Raw genomic sequence first — 24,641 nt, forward strand, 5'->3', positions numbered from 1 at the left:
AGGCCGACGTCACATCGCCATAATGAAGGCCGACGACAATAAGATTCAAAATTACAGTGATTTTTCAATAATCCCGCGTAATTTCCCGCCTGCCTGCCCACCACAGAGTTTGCCGCCCGCATGACGATCCTTGGCGTTTCCGACTCCCACAACGCTGCCGCCGCCCTGCTTCTGCCGGACGGTTCACTTTCCGCCCTGCAGGAGGAGCGGCCGCGCCGGGTGAAGAACTTCCACGGCGTTCCGACCGAGGCGATCGGCTGGCTGCTCGACAGTCGCGGCCTGAAGCCGGCGGATATCGATGTGGTCGCCTTCGCCGGCCTGCCCTCCATCCCGCTCGACCGCATGGGCTGGCTCGACTTCTTCCGCCGGAGCGGCAGCCTGCCGGCGCGCCTGCGCACCCTCGCCGGAGAGACCCCGCTGCGGCAATGGGTCGAGCGCGAGCGCCAGCAGCGCCGGCGCGACGAGTATGTGAAGCTCGGCTTCCGCCCCGAGGCCATCCGGCGCTTCGACCATCATAGCTGCCACGCCGCCACCGCCTATTACGGCCAGCCCGAGCGCGAGCAGCCGGTGCTGGTGATCACCGTCGACGGCGGCGGCGACGGGCTCTGCTCGACGGTCAGCGTCGGGCGCGACAACCGCCTCGAGCGCCTGCATTCCGTCGACTGGAGCCATTCCTTCGGCACGCTCTACGCGGTCGTGACCTACATGCAGGGCATGGTGCCGCTCGAGCACGAATACAAGCTCATGGGCATGGCGCCCTATGCCTCCGCCAGCGCCTCGCGCAAGCTCGCGGACCAGCTCCACGGCCTGTTCCGCTGGGCGGAGGACGGCACGCCGGTCTGGCGCCGCGCGCCGGGTCTGCCGCACACGCTGCATATCCGCCCCACGCTGGAGAAGATGTTCTACGAGCAGCGCTTCGACGCCATCATGGGCGGCGTCCAGCTCTTCACCGAGGAGATGCTGTGCGAGTTGCTGAGCCGCGCGATCCGCTCCACCGGCATCCGCCGCGTCGCGCTGTCCGGCGGCGTGTTCATGAACGTGAAGGCGAACAAGCGGATCATGGAGCTCGACGAGGTCGAGCAGCTCTTCGTCTTCCCCTCTTGCGGCGACGAGACCAACGCCATCGGCGCCGCCTTCCTCGCCCGGGCGGAACGCTCCGGCGGCGCGGCGATCCCGCCCATCGACGCCTTCTATCTCGGCCCGGACTGGAGCGAGGACGAGATCACGGCAGAGCTCGCCCCGCTGCGCGACAGCGGCGCCATCTCCGTCTCCCGCCCCGACTCGATCAACGAGGCGGTGGCCGAGTTGCTGGCGAAGGGCGAGGTGGTCGGCCGGTTCGCCGGCCGCGAGGAGTTCGGCGCCCGTTCGCTCGGCAACCGGGCCATCCTCGCCGACCCGCGCGACAGCGAAGTCATCCGCATCATCAACGAGATGGTGAAGAGCCGCGACTTCTGGATGCCCTTCGCCTCCTCCATCGCCGCCGAGCACGCCGACACCTACCTGGTCAATCCCAAGCAGGTCGCCGCGCCCTATATGATCCTGTCGTTCGATACGACGGAGGCGGGCTCAAAGACCCTGCGCGCGGGCATCCACCCCTATGACCGCAGCTGCCGGCCGCAGATCGTGACGGCGGCCGCCAACCCGGACTACTGGGACCTCATCAACCGCTTCCACGCCCGCACCGGCGTCGGCGGCCTGCTCAACACCTCGCTAAACCTGCACGGCCTGCCGCTGGTGCACCGGCCGGCAGACGCGCTGCACGTGCTGATGAATTCCGGCCTCGACTGGCTGGCGATCGGGCCGCTGCTGGTCACGAAGCGGGTCGGCCGGGCTCAGCAGGAACATCCGGACCGGGCACCGGAGGCGCTCGCCACGGCACCGTGAAGCGGATGCGGTGGGCCGCGACCTGCCCGGGCGGCGGGCGCAGCCGCTCCCGCGCGAGATAGAGCGCGAGCGCCATCGTCACGGCGAGTTCGCCCGGCGTGAAGACGAGCGAATAGACCGTCGAGGTCAACAGCATGAAGACGATGTAGTCGGCGAGCGCGAGGACGATGGGGTCCTCGACGCCGCGCGTCGCCCTCAGGATCAGGTAGAGCCCCCAGCCATAGAGGCCGGCGATCAGCGCCGCGCCGACCAGGCCGTATTCGAAGATCTCGCCGAACCAGCCGATATCGGCCACGTAGAACTGGCTGTTGCCGAAGATGTCGGCCAGCGTGACGCTGCCGAAGCGCGTCGTCGCCCCGACGCCGAACAGCCAGCGCCAGGGATCGTCGCCGAGGAAATTCGCCGCCAGCGCCAGCGAGGTCTGGCGCACGGTCAGCGAGCCGCCGAGCGACTGCTGGAAGTTCTGCGCGTTCTCGACCGCGAGATAGGCGATGGCCAGCGGCACGATGGCGAGCAGCGCCCCCACCGCCACCAGCCGCCGCCGCGGCGCCAGTGAGACGATCACCCCATAGGCGCAGACGAGGAACATGGCGCCGATGGCGGTGCGCTGCTTGAAGATGGTCAGCAGCAGCACGAAGCCGATCGCCACGCCCACCGCCGGCAGCCAGTGCGGACGGCGCATGAAGCTGCGGGTCAGGAAGAACAGCAGCAGCGCGCCGAAGAACATCGGCATGTAGATCCGGTAGCCGCGCTCCTCCTCCACCATGAACAGCTTGCCGAGCTCGGGATTGTCCACATAGGAGCTGCTGGGCACGACCAGCCACAGGAACAGCATGATGACGAAGGTCGCGACGCCGAGGCCGATCAGCACCGCGCGCGTGCGCCGGTAGGTCGGGGCCATCCAGGCGAGCATGCCGGAGAGCCCGAAATAATAGGTCAGCGGCCAGATCTTCACCGTGGTGAACACGCCATCGAAGAAGCCGTTGCCCAGATGGATCATCGACACGAAGGGCGTCACGCCAAGCGTATAGGCGAAGAAGACGAGATAGGCCGTCTTGCCCGGCAGGCGCAGATAGACCAGCGCGTAGACGCTGAACGGCAGGACGAGGATCGGCCATGCCTTCGACAGCAGGTAGGGGACCGGCAGCTCGTTGAGATAATAGAAGGTCTGCGCGAACAGCGGCAGCGTGACGACGAGGATCAGGCCCGTCAGCCGGCCCGGGAACCGCTCGTTCGAGAGTTCGACCGGGGCCGGGGTGAATCCCCGCGGGAGCGTGACGACGGCCCGGCGCGCCTGCCCGCGGACCACGCTCACGAGCCCGCCTTTCCCCGCTCCGGCAGCCCGTCGCCGGCCATGCCGAAGGCGGCGGGATCGAGCCGCGCCTGCAGCGCGATGGCAAGGATCGGCAGCGAATCGACGAACACCCTGCGGGCATGGCCGAGCGGATTGCGCATCAGCCGATAGGCCCATTCGAGCCCGGCCCTGCGCAGGAAGCGCGGCGCGCGCGGCACCCGCCCGGTGGCGAAGTTGAGCGCGCTGCCCACGCACAGCCCGCACCCCACCGCCCCGCCGCGCTCGGCGATCCGCAGCGCGAGATATTCCGACTGCGGCGCGCCGGTGACGAGGAAGACGTAGCGGGCGGGATGCTCCAGCACGAAGTCGACGCACGCCTCGACCGCCGCCGGCTGGTCGATGAAGCCCATGGGCGGCTCGTGCTGGGCGACGTCGACGAGGCCGAAACGCTCGATCATCGCCTCGCGCAGCCCCGGCCCGCCGCCGATGACGGTGACCGGATCGTCCCGGCGCAGATGGCGCTGCAGCAGCAGGGCGGTGACGTCGCTGCCCGGCGCGAGCGGCAGGTCGAGGCCGAACAGGCGCTTGGCCAGCACATGCGGCGCGTGGCCGTCGAGCAGCCGCAGCCAGGCATGGGAGACGGCCTCGCGAAAGCGCGCGTCGCGAAGGCGGATCAGCCGCGTGAAATGCGCAGCGTTAGGCGTGACCACATAGGCGAAGGGGAGCCCCGGCGCGCGCGCGGCGATGCGCGCCGCCGCCCCGGCGGTGTCGAGCCGGGCGATCGGCACGCCGAGATAGACCGCCTCGTCGACCGCGTCCGCCGGCCGGCCGGCGGCACCATCGGCTGGGTCGGCGAGCAGGTTCGTCACCGGCGCTTCCTTCAGACGTCCCGCTCAGGGGACCACGGTACTCTGGCTGCCGAGCGTATAGTTGAAGCTGCGCTGGAACGGCACAACTTTGTTGATGAACTGGTCGATCCAGACGTTCAGCTCGGCGATGGAGCTGCGCGGCACATAGACGATGTCGCCCGCGACGAGCTGCACGTCGTCCAGCGTGAAGCCGGTCTGGATGATGTCCTTCACGTTGACCAGCCGCAGCATCGGCATGTTGTCGGGGCCGCGGCGGATGATGGCCACCTGCCCGGTGCGCGCCTCGTCGGTGAAGCCGCCGGCGGTCAGGATGCCCTGCAGCGTGCCCGCCCGCATCTCCGAGAGCTTATAGGGGCCGGGGCTCTTCACCATGCCGCCAATATAGACCTTGGCGGAGACGGCATCCTCCAGCGAGATCACCACCTTCTGGTCGGCGAGCTCGACGCGGGAGGCGCGGCGCACCGCCTGCTGGGCGCCGGCTAGGGTCATCCCCTCGACCTTGAGCTGGCCGATGGCGCGCGGGGCGATGGTGCCGTCCGGCGCGACGATGAGCTCCTCGTCCATGTCGCGGGTGAGGAAATACTTGACCTTCAGCTTGTCGCCGGCGCCGATCCGGTAAGGCGGGAGCTGGCTGCTCCACGGGCGGAAGCCCTGCGGATTGACCTCGGTGAAACGCAGCTCCTGCCCGGTGGTGAAGGTGTCGCCCGGGCCCTGCGGCTGGCTGATCGAGCCGGTCGTCTCCGCGCCCGCGGTTCCCGATCCGGTGGTCTGGCAGCCGCCCAGCGCCAGCGCACACAGCGCGACGCCCGCCATTGCCGGCCATCGGACGGCGGCGCGGCGCTGCGCTTCCCGACTGAGCACCGGCATGGACCCGTCAGCGGCGAAAATCGCGCCGCGTGGGCGAAAAGGCATCATGTCGACTCCCGATCGGCCGCCCCCAGCCACCCGGAGCGCAACGCCTCCCCTCGCCGCCGGGACTGCCGGAGGAATCGCGAATGGGAGACATGGCTGGACGGCTCATCGCTGCGAGCCAAAACCTAAACAAACGCAGTTAATGAAGGTTTAATAGTTAAATTATTGAACTTACTTGCAATTTCCGGGGGCTTACGCGCCCCTCTCAGCGCTGGCAGCTCGCCGTCGCGCGCCGGGCATCGCGGTAGAATGGAACCAGGTCGATTCGCCCCACATGCCGCCAGATCGCGTTCTCGTAGGGCGGGCAAAGGTTCATCAGCGCCGAGGTTGGGTTGCCCTTCCAGCCGTCCGGCACATGGACCAGCGCGGTCAGCACGCCAAGCGAGGTCTGCGGCTCGTTGGCCCACCAGCGGCTCGGCAGCACGGCCTTGAGATAGTCGCGCAGGGATCTGTGCGCGTCATAGGGAAAGGGATCGATGCGCGGATCAATGTCCACCGCGCCCGGCAGGTCGGTGATTCCCGCCTGCGCATGCGCCGGGAACGCGCCGCCCGCCAGCAGCACGGCCAGCAGCGGCAAGGTCTTCGCAAGCGCCAAGAACGGCCTTGCGACACGGCTTCTGCCATGGTTCATGCCGCGCGGGCCCCGTGGAGTGCGCGCGTCGCCGCCGCCTGCGCCTTCACGCAGCCTCCCGTCGAACCGTCGATCCCGAGCATGAAGCTTCCGCACCCTTCCGAACTGCGCCGCCACGTCGCGACCTATGGCGCATATGCGGGCGCGCTGATGGTGCGCGGGACCGAGCTGATCGGCAAGCTCTGCCTCTATATGCTCGCCGCGCGCCTGCTCGGCGCCCATGAGGCGGGCCTGTTCTTCCTCTGCCTCACATGGGTCGGCCTCGCCGCGACCGCGGGCCGCGCCGGCTTCGAAAAGGCGGCGGTGCGGCACATAGCCGGCGAACTCGCCTTCGGCCATGCGCGCGCGGCGCGGGCGGCCATGCTGACCGGCGGCGCCTGCGTCGTCGCTGGCGGCCTCGCCGCGACGCTCGTCACGCTCGCCGTGGCCGGGCCTGCCTCGATAATGATCTTCGGCGAGCCCGGCCTCTATCACCCGCTGCTCATCGCCGCGGCCGCGATCCTGCCGCAGGCGCTGTGCTTCTTCGCCGCCCATGTCCTGTTCGGCCTCGACCGGGGCGTGGCCGGGCAGTTCGTGCAGAACGCCTCGTGGCCGGTCTTCATCCTGCTGGCCATGCTGGCCGGCGTGCATTCGCTGGCCGGCATCCTCAGCGCACTGGCGCTGGCCAATCTCGCCTCGGCGCTGATCGGCCTCGCGCTCATCCTGCGCACGCCCCTCGCCGCCTCTCCCGCCGTGCCGCAGGCCCAGGCCGAGAAGCTGCCCGGCCTGTGGCGCACGGCGCTGCCGCTCGGCATGGTGGAGATCGTGCAGGTGTCGATCACCGCCATCCCCGTCCTGCTGCTCGCCGCCTTCGCCAGCCCCACCGAGGTCGGCGCCTTCAGCGTGGCGAACCGGCTGTCGCAGCTCATCTGGGTGGTGATCATCGCCATCGGCTCGATCGCCGCCCCACGCTTCGCCGCCCTGCATCGCCGGCAGGACTGGCCGGCCCTGCGCGCCCAGAACCGCCGCGCGCGGCTGCTGGTGGCACTGACCGGCCTGCCGCCGATCGCGCTGATGATGCTGTTTGCCGGCACCATCCTCCACCTTGTCGGCCCGGGCTACGAGATCGCTGCGGCCGCGCTGGTGGTCATGTGCGCCGGCCAGCTCGTGAACTGCCTCCTGCCCTGCCAGGACGTCATGCTGGCCATGACCGGCCATGGCGGCGTGCTGCGCTGGCTCAATCTCGGCCAGCTCGCCACCTGCGCGGTGGCCGGCGTGCTTCTGGTGCCCGCCTTCGGCATGATGGGCGCCGCGGTGCTCAGCGCGCTGGTGATCGCGCAGGGCGCGCTCGGCACCACGCTGATGGTGGCGCGGCGCATGCCGCAGGTAATCTAGAAATATTGCCGTTTCGGACGGCATGTTTACGTCCCGTTAGCTACGCCTCTTCAGATTTGTGCCACGTACTCTCGCTAGTGAGGAACGTACTGCCAACGCTGTATCGAGGCACCGGGAACCGAATATGTCGATGACGTCCACCCTTGCCGGCCAGACGGAAGAGTTCCGCTCCCGTCCCGGGGCCGAAGGACGCCATTCGACGTTCACCCTGCGCGATTTTCTCATCGCCGCTTTCTTCCATGTCCGCATCGTCCTGCTGGCCGCGCTGGTGCCGATCGGCCTCGGCGTCGCCGCCGCGACGCTGTCGAAGACCGAGTACACCGCCTCCAGCCTGGTGATGGTGATCGTCAGCCGCGAGGTCTCCAACGACCAGAACGTCACCGGCAACGGCCCCTCGGTGCTGTCGATCGAGGGCCTGAAGCAGGTCGAGTCCGAGGTCCAGATCATCGAGAGCGCGGACGTGATCCGCTCGGTGATCGAGGGCATCGGGCCGGACAGGCTGTTCAAGCCGGGCCTGTTCTCCGGGCTGCGCGACATGCTGTCGAGCAATGGCAGCGTGATGGACCGCTCGATCGAGCGCTTCCGCCGCAACCTGCGGGTCGAGGTGCTCGACGATTCCAACGTGGTGCAGGTCTCCTACACCAGCCCGGACCGCGATCTCGCCATCGAGGCGGCGAACAAGCTGGTCGAGGTTTACATGGCGCGCCGGCGCGCCATCATGCAGAACCCGACCGCGCGGATCCTGATGAACGAGGTGGATCGCTTCAAGCGCCAGCTCGCCGACACCGACAAGTCGATCGAGGCCCTGAAGGCACGCGTCGGCATCATCGATTTCGACCAGGACGCCGTGCTCGCCGCCAACCAGGTCGACGCCGTGGTGCAGCGGCGGCGGCAGGTGGCCGAGCGCAAGGTGGCGGTGGCCGGCCAGATCGCCGAGGCCGAGCGCCAGCTCAAGGCCCTGCCCTCCACCGTCCTCGACTTCAACCAGAAGAGCGACGCGCTGGGCAATGACGACGACAACAACGCCCTGTCCCGCCTGCTGATCGAGCGCGACAAGCTCGCCACGCAATACGCGCCGAACGGCTCGATGATGCGCGAGATCAACCGCCAGATCGACACCATCCGCGAGCAGATCGCCACCCGCAAGGACCGCAGCTACGAGACCAGCCGCGACGTCCGCAACCCCGCGATCGGCTATGTGAACAACATGGTCCTGTCGCTCCGCATCGAGCAGGACGCGCTGACCCAGCAGGAGAAGGAGCTGGCGCAGCAGCAGGCGGACGCGGAGAAGCGCCTCGCGACGCTGCGCACGGCGGAGACCGACCTCGTCGAGCTCAACCGCCGCCGCGACACGCTCAATGACGGCTATCGCGAATATCTGCGCCGCGCCACCGCCGCCCAGATCGAGGAAGCGGCGGCCGCCGAGCGCGAGTCGAATGTCCGGCTGATCCAGGACGCCGGCGCCGCCGTCACCAATCGCAGCATGCGCCTGCCCTTCCTCGCCGCCGGTCTGCTCGGCGGCGTGCTATTCGGCGCGGCCGCCGGCGCCGTCGCCTCGGCGCTGCGGTCCTCCTTCATAATGCCGGCCGAGGCCGAGCGCGCCCTGGCGCTGCCCCTGCTGGGCGAGGTGGGCAACCAGTCGCGCGCCGACGACCCCGAGGCGACCCAGCGCGACATCGCGGTGCTGGCCAGCCTGCTGCTCGACACGCAGGTCGACGAGCACGCGGTCCGCGCCATCCAGTTCGTGGCGCCCGGGCCGGACGAGGCGCTCTCCCCGCTCGCCGCCGGCATCGCCACCGAGATCACCGTCCAGCGCGGGCTGCGCACCCTGCTCGTCGATCTCAGCACCGAGGAGCCGCCCGTCGCAGATCCCGCCGCGCGGGAGAAGGGCGGCCTGATGGTGATGCCCACGCCCACCCCGCTGCTGTGGGCCCTGGCCGGCCGCGAGGGCAGCGCGCTGCTCGACGTGCGCCTGCCGGCGAACGAGGCCCGCCGGCTGATGGACGAACTCGGCCGCGAGTTCGAGGCCATGGTGTTCTGCTCCACGGCGCAGGACCCGGCCGGGCTCGGCTCGCGCATCGCCGCGCTGGTCGACGGCAACGTCGTCGTGCTTCGGGCCGAGAAAACCCGCAAGGCGCAGGCCGTCGCGCTCGGCTCCGCCATCATGGAGAATGGCGGCGTGCCGCTGGGCTTCGTCTTCCTCGGCCGGCGCTACCTGCTGCCGGACTGGATCTACCGGCTCACCTGAACGCTGCCTGGACCCGGGGGCTGCGCCTGCGCCCTCAATTCGCGCATGAAGGCGTCGACCAGCGGCTGCTCGCCCTTCAGCCGCCGGGTTGCGGCGAAATGGGCGGATTCGAAACCGTAGCTCTCCGGCCCCAGCACCCGCATCTGCCCGCGCTGCGCCCAGTCGTCGCCGATATGGCGTGGCAGGTAGCCGATGAAATGGCCGGACAGGATCATCATCACCTGCGCCTCCATCTGCACGATGGCGGCGCTCGCGCGCGGATGGTTCACCCGGTAGAGATCGTCGAGGTGGCGATAGCCGCGCACCGAGAACAGCGCCTGCTCGATCTTCTCATGGGTGATCTCGCGCTCGGCCAGCTCGAACAGGGCGTGCCCGCGCCCGCAATAGAGCGCCTGCGCCTCGCGATGCAGCGGCACATAGGTGATGCCGGGCAGCTTTTGCGACAGCGGGCCGATGACAACGTCGCGCGCGCCGTCCATCAGCGCCCTCTCCAGCACGAGCGGCGTGCCGAGCTCGAGGTCCACGAACACCTCCGAAGCATAGGCCATGTAGCGCGACAGTGCCGTCTGCAGCCCGAGCCGGGGATTGGTGATCACCCCGTCGACGATGCCCACGCGGAGCCGGCCGACGAGGGGACCGTGATCGCGCCCGATCCGCCCCTGGAACGCGTCGACGTCGTCGAACAGCTGGCGCGCCGCGGCGAGCACCGACTGGCCATAGGGCGTCAGCCGGAAGCCCGAGCGTCCGCGCTCGCACAACTGCCCGCCCAGCCGGCGCTCCAGCGCGGCGAGGTGGGTCGACAGCGTCGACTGCGAAAGGTTGAGGGCGATCTGCGCGTCGCGGAAGCTGCCCTCCTCGGCGAGCACGAGGAAGACGCGCAGCAGGCGCAGGTCGATATTGTCCAGACGGCGCATGCCCGCTTTCCCGGTTCGCATCGATGTTCGTCGATATGAGTTTTCACGAATTCCTATTTTTTCGGAAGTGAAACTGCGACACCATGGGCGTGCCTCCGACCAAGGACACCGTCTTGGATTCGCGCCCGACCATGCCCGCGCCCGCCGCGTGTCGCCCCGCGCCGTGTCGCCCTGCCCCCGCGGAGCGCGTCTCGTGACGCTGGACGGCCTTTCCGGGCGGACCGTGCTCGTCACCGGCTCCAGCCGCGGCATCGGCTTCGGCATCGCCCGCGCCTTCGCCGCCGCCGGGGTCGAGCTGCACATGCTGGCCGATGACGACGCCATCTTCGAAGCCGCCGAGCGTCTCGGTGCCCGCGCCCACCGCGCCGACATCACCAGCGCCGATGCCGTCGCCGCCGTGGCCGATGCCCTGCCCCATCTCGACGTGCTGGTGAACAATGCCGGGCTCGAGCTCGTCACCCCGCTCGACGACGCGAGCGCCGACAACGAGGCCACCTTCCGCCGGGTGATCGAGATCAATGTCGTCGGCACCTTCCTCGTCACCCGCGCGCTGCTGCCGCGCCTCGGCCATGGCGGGCGGATCGTCAACACCGCCTCGGTCTGGTCGCGCGGCGCCGAAGCGCTGTTCGGCGCCTATGTCGCCTCCAAGCACGCGGTGATCGGCCTCACCAAGAGCTGGGCCAAGGAGCTCGGCCCGCGCGGCATCACGGTGAACGCGGTCTGCCCGGGCTGGGTGCGCACCGAGGCGTCGCTGCGCTCGCTCCACGCCATGGCGGACCGGATGAAGGTGACGCCGGACGCGCTGCTTGACGAAATCGTGGCCGCACAGATCCTTCCCGGCTTCATGGATCCGGACGATGTTGCCGGGACCTATCTTTTCCTGGCCTCAGACCTCGCCGCGAACATCACCGGCCAGAGCCTCGGGGTCGATCGCGGAGAATTCCCATGGTAGCGGCTTACGAGGGTTTGCGGGTCATCGTCACCGGCGGGGCGAGCGGCATCGGCCTCGCCAGCGCGGACGCCCTCGCGGCCGCGGGAGCGCAGGTGATCGGCTTCGACCTGCATCCGCCCGAGCAGGCCACCACCTGGCCCACCATCATCACCAATGTCGCGGACGAGGCGTCCGTCGCGGGCAGCATGGAGGTCGCCGTCGACCAGCTCGGCGGGCTCGACATCGTCATCAACTGCGCCGGCATCTGCGTGGACACGCCGCTGGCGAACTTCGACATCGCCACCTATGACCGCATGGCGGCGGTCAACATCCGCGGCCCGATCCTGATGGCGCGCGAGGCGCTCCGGCATTTCGGCGAGAACGGGCGCATCATCAACATCGCCTCCGAGCTCGCCTATCTCGGGCGCGCCGGCTTTTCCGGCTATGCCGGCACCAAGGGCGCGATCATCAGCCTCACCCGCTCCTGGGCGCGCGAGCTCGCCCCGCGCATCCAGGTGAACGCCATCGCCCCCGGCCCGATCGACACCCCGCTGCTCGACTTCCCCAATATGGGCGAGGAGCTGAAGCGGCTGGAGACCGGCAACCCCTACGGGCGCATCGGCCGCCCGGCCGAGGTCGCCCAGGCGGTGCTGTTCCTCGCCAGCCGCCACACGACATTCATCACCGGCCAGTGCATCAGCGTCGACGGCGGCGCCGCCATGCACTGAGCGCAAAATCCGGGGGAAGGCCCATGGTCGACAGCGTCCGTCTCGACGAACTCAACTGGCTGGAATTCAAATCGAAGGTCGCGGCCGGCGCCCCGGTGTTCCTGCCCCTCGGCTCCACCGAGCAGCACGGCCCGCATCTGCCGCTGTGCGTGGACGTCACCCTGCCCACGGGCGTATGTGAGCGCGTGGCGCGCGAGGTTGGCGGCCTCGTCGCGCCGACCATTCCCTATGGCTGCAAGTCGATGCCCCGCTCGGGCGGCGGCGAGCACTTCCCCGGCACGCTGAGCCTCGACGCCCACACCTTCTCGCTGGTGGTGCGCGACGTCATCCGCAATCTCGGCCGCCAGGGGGTGCGCCGGATCGTGGTGGTCAACGGCCATTACGAGAATTGCTGGCCCTCGGTCGAAGGGCTCGACCTCGCCCTGCGCGAGCTCTGGCGCGACGGCATTCACGACATGCAGGCGATGCGGCTCGAATATTGGGACTTCGCCCAGCGCCCGACCCTCGACAAGCTGTTCCCGGACGGCTTTCCCGGCATCGACCTCGAGCACGCCAGCCTGCTGGAGACCTCGCTCATGCTGCTGCTGCGCCCGGAGCTGGTGGAGATGGACAAGGTGCCGGACGATGGCCCAGCGACCTTCCCGCCCTATGACAAGTTCCCGCTGCCGGAGGATTTCGGGCTGCCGCATTCGGGCGTGCTCGCGGTCGCGACCGGCTCGACCGCCGAGAAGGGCCAGCTCCTGATGGACGACTACGTCCCCCTGATCGCCGAGGCGATCCGCAAGGAATTCCGGCTGGACCAGTAGCCCACCCCGGCCCCGCCTACGTGCCGAGGCGCCCGACCGCACGGGCGCCTCGACGGCGCCCTCCTTTCCGGCCCTCTTTCTTCCCAGCCTTTCGAGGTTCCCATGACAGGCCCGTTCGAGCCGCTCGATTCCGGCACCATCCCGCGCTTTGCCGGGCTGCCCACCTTCATGCGCCTGCCGGTCGCCGAGCCGGCCGAGGTCGACATCGCCATCATCGGCGTGCCGTTCGACATGGGCACCACCAACCGCGCCGGCACCCGCCACGGCCCGCGCGAGCTGCGCAACCAGTCGAGCCTGATGCGCCGCGTCCACCACGTCACCGGCCTCTCGCCCTATGACCGCGCCCGGGTGGCCGATTGCGGCGACGTCATCACCGACCCGTTCGACCTGATGCGCTCGCTGGACCTGATCTCGGCGCACTATGCCGGCGTGCGCGCAGCCGGGGCGCTGCCGCTGACCGCCGGCGGCGACCATCTCATCAGCCTGCCGATCCTGCGCGGGCTGGCGGCGGACGGCCCCGTGGGCCTCATCCAGTTCGACGCCCATTCCGACACCTACGACACCTTCTTCAACGGCAGCCGCTACACGCACGGAACCCCGTTCCGCCGCGCCATCGAGGAAGGGCTGGTCGATCCGAGGCGCTTCGTGCAGGTGGGCCTGCGCGGGGCGATCTCGGACGCCGGCAATTACGACTATGCCCGCGAGATGGGCGTGCGCATCATCTTCATCGAGGAGTTCGCCGAACGCGGCGTCGCCGACGTGATGGCCGAGATCCGCGACATCGTCGGCGCGGAGCGGACCTATGTCACCTTCGACATCGACGGCATCGATCCCTCGCAGGCACCCGGTACCGGCACGCCGGAGATCGGCGGCTTCTCCACCCGCGAGGCGCAGGCAATGGTGCGCCTGCTCGACGGGCTCGACATCATCGGCGCCGACCTCGTCGAGGTCGCCCCGCCCTTCGACCCGTCCGGGCTCACCGCGCTGACCGGCGCCACCATCATGTTCGAGCTGCTGTGCGTCCTCGCCGGCGTCGTGGAAGCGAAAGGAAAGCGCTGATGGCCCACGGTTACGAGAGCGGCCGGCTCGACCTGCCCTTCGTCGGCATCTGCACCTTCGGCAAGTACCCGCTTCAGCTCGACTGGGACGCGATCGACGCCGACGTCGCCATTCTCGGCGCGCCTTTCGACCTCGGCACGCAGTGGCGCTCGGGCGCGCGCTCGGGCCCGCGCGCCATCCGCGAGGCCTCGACCCTGTTCTCCTTCGGCCATTCCGGCGCCTATGACCACGAGGACGACGTCACCTACCTCGCGGCGGGCGCGACGCGTATCGTCGACATCGGCGATGCCGACATGGTCCACACTGACACCGAGACGAGCCACGCCAACATCGAGTACGGCGTGCGCAAGATCCTCAAGGCCGGCGCGATCCCGGTCGTGCTGGGCGGCGACCACTCGATCAACATCCCCTGCATCGAGGCGTTCTCGGACGAGGAGCCGTTCCACCTCGTCCAGTTCGACGCCCATCTCGACTTCGTCGACGAGCGCCACGGCGTGCGGCGCGGCCACGGCAATCCGCTGCGTCGCGCGGCCGAGAAGCCCTATGTGACCGGCCTCACCCAGCTCGGCATCCGCAACGTCTCCTCCACCGCCCGCGAGGGCTACGAGGCGGCGCGCGCCATGGGCAGCGACATCCTGAGCGTGCGCCAGATCCGCAAGCTCGGCACCGAGGCGGTGCTGGCGCGCATCCCGGAGGGCCGGCGCTACTACGTCACCATCGACATAGACGGCTTCGACCCCTCCATCGCGCCGGGCACCGGCACGCCGAGCCATGGCGGCTTCGCCTATTACGAGGTGCTGGAGCTGCTCGACGGGCTGACGAAGCGCGGCACCGTGATCGGAGTCGATCTGGTCGAGGTGGCCCGCGAATACGATCCCGGCGGTGTGACCTCGATCCTCGCCGCGCAGGTATTGCTGAACTTCATCGGCCGCATCCTGCACAACAGGCGCGGGTGATGAATCCGCGATTCGGTCCGCAGCCAAACGCCTTGGGTTCTTAGCGAAACTTTGGGGTAGCGACGTACCGGGAAAAAAGCCGGCGCGCGACACGAAGCGTCACCTTTCAGCATGCCAATCCATTTTTCTTTGAGCGGCTGAGGGTTACCGCTTTGCGAGACGAGGGCGTTTCGGCATTGTTTGTGTCATATTGTGCCGACGTCGGGCCGCCGCGATTCCTTCGTAGGCGGTTACTTGCGTAGGCGGAAGCCTGAGTAGCTGTGGTCGGGAGTGGGCGCATGGCCGGAAAGCCAGCCAATGAACGTAGCAATTCTGTCGGTGCGCCCGACCCGGAACGCGTCTTGTTCACCAATCCGGGGGCGATACCCAGCGATGGAACAGTGGAGGCGATGGCGATCACGCATCTCGAGATCGCCCGCCTGATCGAACGTTCGCATCGCCGTTTCCTCGACCTGCTCCGAGTGGAACTGACGCGGCTGGGCGTGGACGACATCAGCCCCGCGCAGGTCATGCTGCTGTTCACCATCGGCAATGACGAGCTCTCGGTGCGCGACCTGCTGGAGCGCGGGCACTATCTCGGCTCCAATGCCTCCTACAATCTCAAGCAGCTCGTCGACGCCGGATACGTCCACCGCGCCGCCTCGCAGCGCGATCGGCGCTCCGCCCGCCTGAAGCTGACGAGCAAGGCGATGGAGCTGTGCGATTCCATTCGCACCATGCACGAGAACAGCCATCGCCAGAGCACGGACGAGGCCGAGGCGCGCGAACTCAACATCGCGTTCAACGTGCTGCGGCGGCTGGAAATGCTCTGGACCAGCGCGCTGCGCTACGGGGAGACCGGCTGAGGCCGGCCTCCTTTCCTCCATCCCCCGTCAGGTGATGACGCTCGGCTCCTTGCGGCCGGTGCGCCCTTCGATGTCCGGCAGCACCCGCGCGACCGAGATCAGATCGGCCAGCGCCGACTGCGTCTCGAGGTCGTGCCGCGCCGGATCGGGCTCGAAGCGCTCGATATAGACGCGCAACGTCGCGCCCGCCGTCCCCGTGCCCGACAGGCGGTAGACGATCCGCGACTGGTCGGTGAAGAACACCCGCACGCCCTGGCGCGTCGTGACCGAACCGTCGACCGGGTCGTGATAGGCGAAATCGTCCGCGCGCTCGACCGTCAGCCCCTGGATCACGGTTCCGGGCAGCGTGTCGAGCCGGTTGCGCAGTTCCGCCATCAGCCCGTCGGCGGCGGCGGAATCGACCTCCTCATAGTCGTGGCGCGTGTAGTAGTTACGCCCAAACGCCGCCCAGTGCTCGCCCACGATCTCGTCGACGCCCTGCCGGCGGATGGCGAGGATGTTCAGCCACATCAGCACCGCCCACAGGCCGTCCTTCTCGCGCACATGGTTGGAGCCGGTGCCGAAGCTCTCCTCCCCGCACACCGTGGCGAGGCCGGCATCGAGCAGATTGCCGAAGAACTTCCAGCCGGTCGGCGTCTCGTAGCAGGTCACGCCGAGCTTTTCCGCCACCCGATCGGCCGAGCCGCTGGTCGGCATGGAGCGGGCGATGCCGGCGATGCCCGCCTTGTAGCCCGGCGTCAGATGCGCGTTGGCGGCGATGATGGCGAGCGAATCCGAGGGCGTGACGAAGCGTCCGCGGCCGATGATCATGTTGCGGTCGCCGTCGCCGTCCGAGGCGGCGCCGAGGTCGGGCGCATGGTCCGACATCAGCAGGTCATAGAGGCTCTTGGCGTGGACGAGGTTCGGGTCGGGATGATGCCCGCCGAAATCGGGCAGCGGCACGCCGTGCACCACCGTTCCGGCCTCGGCGCCCAGCGTCTCCTCGAGGATCGCCGTCGCATAGGGCCCGGTGACCGCGCTCATCGCGTCGAACCGCATGGTGAAGCCGGAGGCGAACAGGTCGCGGATCGCGTCGAAGTCGAACAGCGTCCCCATCAGCTCGGCATAGTCCTCCACGGGATCTACGACATCGACCACCATGTCGCCGACGCGGGTGATGCCGAGCGTGTCGAGGTCGACGTCCGGCGCGTCGAAGATGCGGTATTCGCGGATCGCCTTGCTGCGCTCGAAGATCGCATCGGTGACGTGTTCGGGCGCCGGGCCGCCATTGCCGACATTGTATTTGATGCCGAAATCGCCGTGCTCGCCGCCGGGATTGTGGCTCGCCGAGAGGATGATGCCGCCGAACGCCTCGTGCTTGCGGATGACGCAGGACGCGGCAGGGGTGGAGAGGATGCCGCCCTGCCCCACCATCACCCGGCCGAAGCCGGCGGCCGCCGCCATCCTGACGACGATCTGGATCGCCTCGCGATTGTAGAAGCGCCCGTCGCCGCCGATCACCAGCGTCTCGCCCTCGAAGCCTTCGAGGCTGTCGAAGATCGACTGCACGAAGTTCTCGACATAGTGCGGCTGCTGGAAGACGGAGACCTTCTTGCGCAGCCCGGACGTGCCGGGCTTCTGGCCGTCAAAGGGCGTGGTGGCGACGACGCGGATCATGGCTCTCCCCGGATTTCATTCGGTCTGGCCCCGCCCGGCCTGCGCCGTTCGGGACGTGATTATCGCGGCGCGCACGCGGCGCGCCCTTGTCCGGCCCGCCGCCTGCCCGCCCGCGCGGGCGCCGGCTAGCCGGCCGTCAGGTGCTGAAGAAGGCCGGCGGACGAGGCCGACAGGCCGTCGGAGGGCTTCCCGCTTTCCACCGCCGGCAGCAGCGTGTTGGCGAGTTCCTTGCCGAGCTCGACGCCCCACTGGTCGAAGCTGTTGATGCCCCAGATGGTTCCCTCGACGAACACGCGATGCTCGTAAAGCGCGATGATGCGTCCGAGCGCATAGGGGTCGAGCTTGTCATAGGCGATCGTCACCGACGGGCGGCTGCCGGGGAACACGCGGTGCGGGGCGATGCGGTCCGCCGCCTCCTCGTCGCGGCCGGCGGCGAGAAGCTGCGCCTTCGCCACCTCCTCGGTGCGCCCGCGCATCAGCGCCTCGGACTGGGCGAGGCAGTTGGCGATCAGCATGGCGTGCTGGCGCTTCAGCAGCGGGTCCTTCTCCTCCGCATGGCCGTGGGCGGCGATGAGGAACTCCACCGGGATCGGGCTGGTACCCTGGTGGATGAGCTGGAAGAAGGCGTGCTGGCCGTTTGTGCCCGGCTCGCCCCACATCACCGGCCCGGTGTCGTAGGCGACCGGCTTGCCCTCCAGCGTCACCCGCTTGCCGTTGCTCTCCATGTCGAGCTGCTGGAAATAGGCCGGCAGGCGCGAGAGATGCTGGTCGTAGGGGATGACCGCGCGGGTGGCGTAGCCGCACACGTCGCGGTGCCAGATGCCGACCAGGCCGAGCAGCACCGGCAGGTTCTGCTCCAGCGGCGCATGGCGGAAATGCACGTCCACCGCGTGGCCGCCATCGAGGAAGCGGCGGAAATTGGCCGGCCCGACCGCCAGCATCACCGGCAGGCCGATCGCCGACCACACCGAATAGCGCCCGCCGACCCAGTCCCAGAAGCCGAACACCCGGTCCGGGGCGATGCCGAACGCCGCCACCTTGTCGAGCGCGGTCGACACCGCGGCGAAGTGGTTGCCCACCGCCTGCTCGCCCAGCGCCTCGACCAGCCAGGCGCGTGCCGAAGCGGCGTTGGACATGGTCTCCTGCGTGGTGAAGGTCTTGGAGGCGACGATGAACAGCGTCGAGGCGGGGTCGAGATCCCGGATCGTGTCGTAGAGATGGGCGCCGTCGACATTGGAGACGTAATGCGCGCGCGGACCGTCGTGATAGGGCGCCAGCGCCAGCGTCGCCATGGCCGGGCCGAGGTCCGAGCCGCCGATGCCGATATTCACCACGTCGGCGATCGGCTTGCCGGTCCAGCCCTTGAGCGTGCCCGAGCGGATGCCCTCGGCGAAGCGCGCCATCTCGGCCAGCACCTGGGCGACGTCGGCGCGCACGTCCTGCCCGTCGACATTCAGCGGCGAGGTGCCGGGATCGCGCAGCGCCGTGTGCAGCACCGCGCGGTCCTCGGTGACGTTGATGTGGACGCCCGCGAACATGGCCTCGCGCCGCTCCTCCACCCCGGCGGCACGCGCGAGATCAAGCAGCAGCGCCAGCGTGTCGGCGGTCAGCGAGCATTTGGAGAAGTCGAGCAGCAGATCGTCGAGCCGGGCCGAGAACGCGGTGAAGCGGTCCGGGTCCTTCGCGAACAGGTCGGCGACGCGCTGATCCTTGCGCGCCGCATGGTCCGCCGCGAGGGCCATGAAAACGTCGTCGATCTTCGCACTCATGCGTTCCTCCAGACCCATTGGTCGGGACGGCGCGTCAGTCGCTCCGCCCCATGCTTTTCTTCACCGCCTCGATGAGCTGCTTGAGCGTGAACGGTTTCGGCAGGAAGCCGAAATCTGCGCCCTCCGGCAGGTTCTTGGCGAAGGCTTCCTCGGCATAGCCCGACATGAATATCACCTTTATGTCGGGATTGGCCGCGCGCAACTCCTTCAAGAGCGAGGGCCCGTCCATTTCCGGCATCACCACGTCGGACAGGACGAGGTCCACCTCGCCGCCGTGATCCTCCATCACCTCCAGCGCCTCGAGGCCGGAGCCGGCCTCCAGCACCTGGTAGCCGCGCGAGACCAGCGCCCGGGCGGCGAAGGCACGCACCGCCTCCTCGTCCTCCACCAGCAGAACGGTCCCGCGGCCGGTGAGGTCCGCCGCCTTGTTCGCCGGCTCGGCCTCCACAGCCTTGGGGGCGATCTCCACCACGTCGGGCACGTGGCGCGGCAGGAACACGCGGAAGGTGGTGCCGTGGCCGAGCTCGCTCTCCACCTGCAGCGTGCCGCCGGTCTGCTTGACGATGCCGTAGACGGTGGAAAGCCCGAGGCCCGTCCCCTTGCCCACCTCCTTGGTGGAGAAGAACGGCTCGAAGATCTTGTCCAGTATGGCCGGCGGAATGCCGGTGCCGGTGTCGACCACCTCGACCAGCACATGGTCCGCGCGCGGCACTCCCGCCTCGCCCGCCTCGCCATACTGCTCCACCTCGTCGGCGCTGACGTTGCGGGTGCGGATGGTCAGCGAGCCGCCGTCCGGCATGGCGTCGCGCGCATTGACCGCGAGATTCACCACCACCTGCTCGAACTGGTTCAGGTCCGCTTTCACCGGCCAGAGGTCGCGCCCCTCCTTCACCTCCAGCTTGATGGTCTCGCCCAGCAGCCGGCGCAGCAGCATGGACAAATCGCTCATCACGTCGCCGAGGTTCAGCACCTGCGGTCGCAGAGTCTGGCGGCGCGAGAAGGCGAGGAGCTGGCGCACCAGCCCGGCGGCGCGGTTGGCGTTCTGCTTGATCTGCATCACGTCCTGGAAGGACGGGTCGGTCGGCCGGCTGTTGGCGAGCAGAAGGTCCGAATAGCCGATGATGGCGGTCAGCACGTTGTTGAAGTCGTGGGCGACGCCGCCCGCGAGCTGGCCGACCGCCTGCATCTTCTGCGACTGGGCGAACTGCGCCTCCAGCGCGCGCTGCTCGGTGGTCTCCACCACATAGAGGATCGCCGCCTCGCTCGCCTCGCCATCCTTCACCGGCGCGAGATAGAAGCGGGCCGAGCGCCCGCCCTCGCGGTCGAGCACGAGGTCGATCGGGCTGGGCGGCGCCTGCCCCTGTACAGCTTCCGCCACCGCCGCCTCCAGCGGGGCGCGAACGGTCTCGCCCACCAGATTTGCCACGCGCCGCCCCTCGGCGGCGTCGGCGCCGCCGAACAGGCGCGCGAACATGGCGTTGGCGCGGGCGATGCGGCCCTCGCCGTCGACGGTGGCGATGGCAACCGGCGAATTGTGGAAGAAGCGGGCGAAGCGCACCTCAGCCGCGCGGGCCGGATCTCCCGCCGCATCCTCGCGCGAGCGGTTGACCACCAGCGTGCGCGAGGCACCCGGTGTGCCGTCCGAGGAGAAGGCGACGCGGTGCCAGATCCGCACCGGCAGCGCCCGCCCGTCCTTGCGCCGCAGGTCGAGGTCGAGCACCTCGGTGCGCACCCCGCCCGGCACCCGCGCCATGCCGGTGAGCAGCGCCGCCGCCGGCCCGGGCACGATGTCGGCGACCGAGAGCCCGCCGGGCCCGAACTCGGCGAGGTCATAGCCGAGCCAGTCGACCAGCGTGGCGTTGATGTAGTGGATGGCGCCGCCCGCCGCCGCCGAGAAGAAGCCGGCCGGCGCATGGTCGAGATAGTCGATCGCATGCTGAAGCTCGAGGAAGGCGTTCTCCTGGCGCTCGCGCTCGCGCGTGAGGTCGCTCACCGTCCACACCACCGCCTGCCCGCCCCGGGGCACCGAGCCGCCTGGGCGGGCGCCCAGCCGGAGCCAGCGCACCGGCAGGCCGGGCACGGCGACACGGACCTCCTCCGTCAGCGCCTTGCCCTCGCGCACGCCCTGGGCGAGGCGGTAGACCGCCTCCGAGGCGTCAGGGTCGCTGGTGAAGAGCCGCTCGATCGGGCGCAGCTCCTCCGGGCGGGTGGCGCCGGTGATCTCGCCATAGCGCGGATTGGCGTAGAGCACGCGCCCGAGCGGGTCGACGATGCTCATCCCCTCGGCCGCGCTGTCGACGATGCGCCGGGCGAGCTCGTCGCGCGGGTCGGGCACGCCGAAGCGCAGCAGGCCGGCGGCATAGGCGAACAGCGCGAACACGCCGACCACCGCGAGCACGGTCAGCAGCCCGATGATCCAGGGGTCGGCCTTGTCGCGGCCCAGCAGCAGCAGCGAGGCCACCGCGCCGACGAGCGCAAGCGCCACCACCAGCACGAGCCGGATGCTGCCGCCGATTTCCGGTCGATCGTTGGTGGGATCGTCGGGTGCGCTGTCCGCCATGTCGCTGCTTAGGGCCCCCCTCGCCGCCAGGCTCGAAGCGGGCGATTCAACCTTTCGTCCTTGGTGCCCGACCCTGCCGCGTCGGGCAAGGGCCGATTCGGCCGGATACCCGCTTATCCGGCCCCCTCTTTTCCCCGACCGAGGCACGAGCCGACCCATCGCGGCCCGCGTTCTCAAGCCTCCAGCGCGGCGGCGGGAGCCGGTCCAACACGCTGCGATTGGCGTCGCCGCGGGCCGTCCGCCGGCCCGATTACCGCCCTAAGCCCGCTCTACCACTTGCCGCCCCGCCCCTTCCGCGACACAAAGTGCGGCGAAGGAGCCTTGGGCTGCGCGAAAACGCGGCGCGAGGTTCGGCTGAGGAGAGGCACCCCATGACGGAAATGCTGTCCGCCCTGACCGGCGCAGGCAATGCCGGCCTGCTGCTGGCACTTGCCGGCGCGGTCGTGCTCGCTCTCATCGTCATCCTGTTCGGCCGCCGGGCCCGCCGCCGCAACCGGCACGCCATGGTAGGCGGCCATCGGCTGGCGGTGGTCGACCAGTTGCAGATCGACGAGACGCGGCGGCTGGTGCTGATCCAGCGCGACGACGTCCAGCACCTCGTGGTGCTGGGCGGGGGAAGCGACTTCCTGGTGGAGAGCGGCATCGGCGCGACACCGGTCGTGACGCAGGCGGAACCGCACCCCCCCGCGCGCGAGCCAGCGACGCCGCCCTCGGTGCCGCCTGCCGCCCGGCCCCCGGCCCCGCCGCCGGAGCGCCCGCTCGCCTCGACACGCCCGGCCGCATCGCCGGCCTTTCCCCAGACCCGGCCCACCGAGCGCACGGAGAGCGGCCCGCGCGTCACGGTGAAGGTCGACCCGGCCTTCGCCGGCATGGTGGAGCAGCTCGAGGAGACGCTGCGCCGTCCCGCCGTGAGCGCCGAACCGGTCGCCCCGCGCCCCGAGCCGGTCTCACGCGCCGAGCCGGCCCCGCGCGTGCCCCGGCCCGCGCCGGCGCCGCAGCGCATCCCTACCGAGCATCGCACCGAACCGGGCATTTCCCCGATTCCCGCCGATGTCGGCCGGGAACCGAGCCGGCCGGCCGCCAGGGCCCCGGAGATCCTTTCCCCGTTGACGTCGGCCGGCAGCACCGCAGCGAGCGATGCCCCACCGTCGAGCCCGGTGCCCGTGAACCCCGCGCCCGCGAGGCCGGCCCCGCTCGGGCCCTCCTCCGCGGGGCATGGATCGACGGGGCCCGCGCCGACAAGCGAGGCATCCGCACCGGAGGTCATCTCGCCCGAGCCGGCCTCACCCGGTTCCGGCCGGTCGCCGGAGGTGATCCCCCCTTCCGCCTCGGAGCGCGTGCCGGATCGCGAGTCCGGCGAAGCCTTCGATATCGAGATGGCGAATCTGCTCGGCCGCACCCGCCGCCCGTGAGCGCAGCCGCAGTCCCCGCAAATGCAAACGGCGGCCCGCGCACCGGGCCGCCGTTTCACATTTCAATCTCGGCCGCAGGTTTCTCCCCACAGGTCGCCCGCCTGCGGGAACCGGGCCCCTTAGGGCCGGCCCGGCGTCAGTCGTCGCGATAGACCCGCTCGCGCCGCTCGTGGCGCTCCTGCGCCTCGATCGACAGCGTAGCGATCGGCCGGGCTTCGAGACGCTTGAGGGAGATCGGCTCGCCCGTCTCCTCGCAATAGCCGTAGCTGCCGTCGTCGATCCGCTCGAGCGCCGCGTCGATCTTGGCGATCAGCTTGCGCTGCCGGTCGCGGGCGCGAAGCTCGATGGCGCGGTCGGTCTCCGACGATGCGCGATCGGCGATATCCGGGTGGTTCTGATTTTCGTCCTGAAGATGCTGCAACGTCTCGCGTGCTTCCCGCAGGATGTCATCCTTCCACTGCAACAGCTTGTGGCGAAAATATTCGCGCTGCCGCTCGTTCATGAAAGGCTCGTCCTCGCGGGGGCGATATTCCTGGTCGATCTCAACCGACATCGGCCTTCGTCCTCGTTTTCGGGGGCCACCCCTCTTGGGCGGTGCTTATAGCCTCCCGAACGGGCCCGTACAACATTTCTCGTCGTCATCACAACGACATGAAATGCTGGATTTTTCAGCAGCTTGCGCGCCAAAAGCGGGCAAAGGCGTGAGCCGGCCGGAACACTACGTGAGAACCGGCAGCCGAATCGCGACCGGCGCCCGCCCCTCGCCGGGCGGTGCCGGAGCGGCCACGCGCCAAGGTGACGTAGCGTCCGCAGGCGATACACGCACAGGTGGCGCGCACGAATACCTGCACCGGCCGCGCACGCGCTCGTCGCAGGCGTCCCCGTCCGGCCGTCGGGCCGGAGCGGGATGCCGTCATTCGAAGCCGAGGAAGAAGGTGTAGGAGAGCGAGACGCCCGCCTGGAACTGATTGCGGTCGCCGTTCTGCACAACCAGCGGGCTGTCGGCGGCGTCGTCCATCAGATATTTGTACTCGGCGAACACCGAGCCGAGGATGTTCGGCGTGAAGCGCTTCAGGATCTGGCCGCCGAAGCCGACCGAATAGATGCCGCCGCCGGCCTCGTAGGGGGTCAGGTTGTTGCCCTGCGCCATCGCCGCCGCAGACTCCTCGGGCGTGATGCCGAAATAGGCATCGGTATAGCCCGAGCTCGCCAGCGTCATGCGCGGACCGGCCGAAAGCGCCATGCCGCCCCAGAATTCGGTGAAGTGGATGGCGTCGACCGCGAGGTCGGCCACCACGCCGTCGAACCCGCCGAATCCGTAGCGAAGCTCGCCGCGCAGGCGCAGCCAGTCAGCCGGGTACCACTGCGCGTAGCCGCCGACCTGGTAGGCGTAATCGACGTCGTTCAGCCCGCGCAGATCGTCGGAATCGCTCGAATCACGCTTCCAGTTGATCTGGCCGACCACACCGGCCTCGAAAAACCCCGTATCCCACAGCGCGATGCTGGCGCTGTCGTTGAAGCTGCGCCAGCGGCTCAGCTTGTCGGCGCGGCTGATGTAGATGATCGGCTTGAAGCCGAACTCGTAATCGTCCGAGCCGGCATATTCGGGCTGCACCATGGCGTAGCCGCCGAGCGTCAGCGTCCATTCGCGGTCGACATAGCCGGGAGCCTTCTCCACCGCCATCGGCGGCGTCTCGATGCCGAGATCGGCGGCACTCGCCGGCAGGGCCTGACCCATCACGCCCGCGACCACACAAAAACCTGCAACGCCGATCGCCCGCATCACTCGCTTC

General features: G+C 69.2%; 20 protein-coding genes. 10 read left to right on the forward strand and 10 right to left on the reverse strand.

The window, feature by feature from the left end; genetic code table 11:
- Positions 1–120 precede the first annotated feature (120 nt).
- Positions 121–1,884, forward strand: coding sequence for a carbamoyltransferase C-terminal domain-containing protein (locus NVS89_RS13535; protein ID WP_258733274.1), 1,764 nt, complete (start codon positions 121–123; stop codon positions 1,882–1,884).
- On the opposite strand, the gene NVS89_RS13540 is transcribed toward NVS89_RS13535, so the two are convergent.
- The 4 genes from NVS89_RS13540 to NVS89_RS13555 form a co-directional block, all read right to left on the reverse strand.
- Entirely contained in the window at positions 1,811–3,199 is a 1,389-nt protein-coding gene (locus NVS89_RS13540) for an O-antigen ligase family protein (protein WP_258733275.1), read from the reverse strand. The genes NVS89_RS13535 and NVS89_RS13540 overlap by 74 nt on opposite strands.
- Complete coding sequence (locus NVS89_RS13545) at positions 3,196–4,047, reverse strand: WecB/TagA/CpsF family glycosyltransferase (RefSeq protein ID WP_258733276.1); 852 nt, start codon at positions 4,045–4,047, stop codon at positions 3,196–3,198. The genes NVS89_RS13540 and NVS89_RS13545 overlap by 4 nt, the downstream gene beginning before the upstream one ends.
- A 24-nt stretch (positions 4,048–4,071) precedes the next feature.
- Positions 4,072–4,860, reverse strand: a complete 789-nt coding sequence (locus NVS89_RS13550; RefSeq protein WP_258733277.1) for a polysaccharide biosynthesis/export family protein — start codon at positions 4,858–4,860, stop codon at positions 4,072–4,074.
- A gap of 304 nt (positions 4,861–5,164) precedes the next feature.
- The gene (locus NVS89_RS13555; protein WP_258733278.1) at positions 5,165–5,554 is read right to left on the reverse strand and encodes a hypothetical protein; all 390 of its coding nucleotides are present in this window, start codon (positions 5,552–5,554) and stop codon (positions 5,165–5,167) included.
- Between the two features lie 117 nt (positions 5,555–5,671).
- Between NVS89_RS13555 and NVS89_RS13560 the strand changes: the two genes are divergently transcribed.
- The gene (locus NVS89_RS13560) at positions 5,672–6,964 is read left to right on the forward strand and encodes a lipopolysaccharide biosynthesis protein (protein ID WP_258733279.1); all 1,293 of its coding nucleotides are present in this window, start codon (positions 5,672–5,674) and stop codon (positions 6,962–6,964) included.
- A gap of 124 nt (positions 6,965–7,088) precedes the next feature.
- The gene (locus NVS89_RS13565) at positions 7,089–9,212 is read left to right on the forward strand and encodes a GumC family protein (RefSeq protein ID WP_258733280.1); all 2,124 of its coding nucleotides are present in this window, start codon (positions 7,089–7,091) and stop codon (positions 9,210–9,212) included.
- On the opposite strand, the gene NVS89_RS13570 is transcribed toward NVS89_RS13565, so the two are convergent.
- Positions 9,197–10,126 (reverse strand): LysR family transcriptional regulator, encoded by a 930-nt coding sequence (locus NVS89_RS13570; RefSeq protein WP_258733281.1) that lies wholly within the window; start codon positions 10,124–10,126, stop codon positions 9,197–9,199. The genes NVS89_RS13565 and NVS89_RS13570 overlap by 16 nt on opposite strands.
- A 193-nt stretch (positions 10,127–10,319) precedes the next feature.
- Here NVS89_RS13570 and NVS89_RS13575 point away from each other — a divergent pair, with 193 nt between their 5' ends.
- The 6 genes from NVS89_RS13575 (at position 10,320) to NVS89_RS13600 (ending at position 15,451) form a co-directional block, all read left to right on the forward strand.
- Complete coding sequence (locus tag NVS89_RS13575) at positions 10,320–11,078, forward strand: SDR family NAD(P)-dependent oxidoreductase (RefSeq protein ID WP_258733282.1); 759 nt, start codon at positions 10,320–10,322, stop codon at positions 11,076–11,078.
- Entirely contained in the window at positions 11,072–11,785 is a 714-nt protein-coding gene (locus NVS89_RS13580; RefSeq protein ID WP_258733283.1) for an SDR family NAD(P)-dependent oxidoreductase, read from the forward strand. Before NVS89_RS13575 ends, NVS89_RS13580 begins: the two co-directional genes overlap by 7 nt.
- A 23-nt stretch (positions 11,786–11,808) precedes the next feature.
- A complete protein-coding gene (locus NVS89_RS13585) occupies positions 11,809–12,591 on the forward strand; it encodes a creatininase (RefSeq protein ID WP_258733284.1) in 783 nt (260 codons plus the stop codon).
- A gap of 102 nt (positions 12,592–12,693) precedes the next feature.
- Positions 12,694–13,650, forward strand: coding sequence for an agmatinase (gene speB, locus NVS89_RS13590; protein ID WP_258733285.1), 957 nt, complete (start codon positions 12,694–12,696; stop codon positions 13,648–13,650).
- Complete coding sequence (speB, locus tag NVS89_RS13595) at positions 13,650–14,606, forward strand: agmatinase (protein ID WP_258733286.1); 957 nt, start codon at positions 13,650–13,652, stop codon at positions 14,604–14,606. The genes speB (NVS89_RS13590) and speB (NVS89_RS13595) overlap by 1 nt, the downstream gene beginning before the upstream one ends.
- A 341-nt stretch (positions 14,607–14,947) precedes the next feature.
- Positions 14,948–15,451, forward strand: coding sequence for a MarR family winged helix-turn-helix transcriptional regulator (locus tag NVS89_RS13600; RefSeq protein WP_258733287.1), 504 nt, complete (start codon positions 14,948–14,950; stop codon positions 15,449–15,451).
- 27 nt (positions 15,452–15,478) lie between these two features.
- On the opposite strand, the gene NVS89_RS13605 is transcribed toward NVS89_RS13600, so the two are convergent.
- The 3 genes from NVS89_RS13605 to cckA all read right to left on the reverse strand — a co-directional run bounded on the left by NVS89_RS13605 (position 15,479) and on the right by cckA (position 21,436).
- Entirely contained in the window at positions 15,479–17,107 is a 1,629-nt protein-coding gene (locus NVS89_RS13605; RefSeq protein ID WP_258733288.1) for an alpha-D-glucose phosphate-specific phosphoglucomutase, read from the reverse strand.
- A gap of 125 nt (positions 17,108–17,232) precedes the next feature.
- Positions 17,233–18,876 (reverse strand): glucose-6-phosphate isomerase, encoded by a 1,644-nt coding sequence (gene pgi / locus NVS89_RS13610; RefSeq protein ID WP_258733289.1) that lies wholly within the window; start codon positions 18,874–18,876, stop codon positions 17,233–17,235.
- A gap of 34 nt (positions 18,877–18,910) precedes the next feature.
- A complete protein-coding gene (cckA, locus tag NVS89_RS13615) occupies positions 18,911–21,436 on the reverse strand; it encodes a cell cycle histidine kinase CckA (protein WP_258733290.1) in 2,526 nt (841 codons plus the stop codon).
- 371 nt (positions 21,437–21,807) lie between these two features.
- Here cckA and NVS89_RS13620 point away from each other — a divergent pair, with 371 nt between their 5' ends.
- Positions 21,808–22,848 carry a flagellar biosynthetic protein FliO gene (locus tag NVS89_RS13620; RefSeq protein ID WP_258733291.1) on the forward strand — a complete coding sequence of 347 codons (1,041 nt, stop codon included), beginning with the start codon at positions 21,808–21,810 and terminating at the stop codon, positions 22,846–22,848.
- Between the two features lie 136 nt (positions 22,849–22,984).
- Here the strand turns inward: NVS89_RS13620 and dksA are convergent, their stop codons facing one another.
- Positions 22,985–23,401, reverse strand: coding sequence for an RNA polymerase-binding protein DksA (gene dksA / locus NVS89_RS13625; RefSeq protein ID WP_258733292.1), 417 nt, complete (start codon positions 23,399–23,401; stop codon positions 22,985–22,987).
- A gap of 360 nt (positions 23,402–23,761) precedes the next feature.
- A complete protein-coding gene (locus tag NVS89_RS13630) occupies positions 23,762–24,586 on the reverse strand; it encodes a MipA/OmpV family protein (RefSeq protein WP_258733313.1) in 825 nt (274 codons plus the stop codon).
- Between the last annotated feature and the right edge of the window lie 55 nt (positions 24,587–24,641).

Origin of the sequence: Ancylobacter mangrovi (assembly GCF_024752355.1) — a bacterium.
Classification (GTDB): domain Bacteria; phylum Pseudomonadota; class Alphaproteobacteria; order Rhizobiales; family Xanthobacteraceae; genus Ancylobacter; species Ancylobacter mangrovi.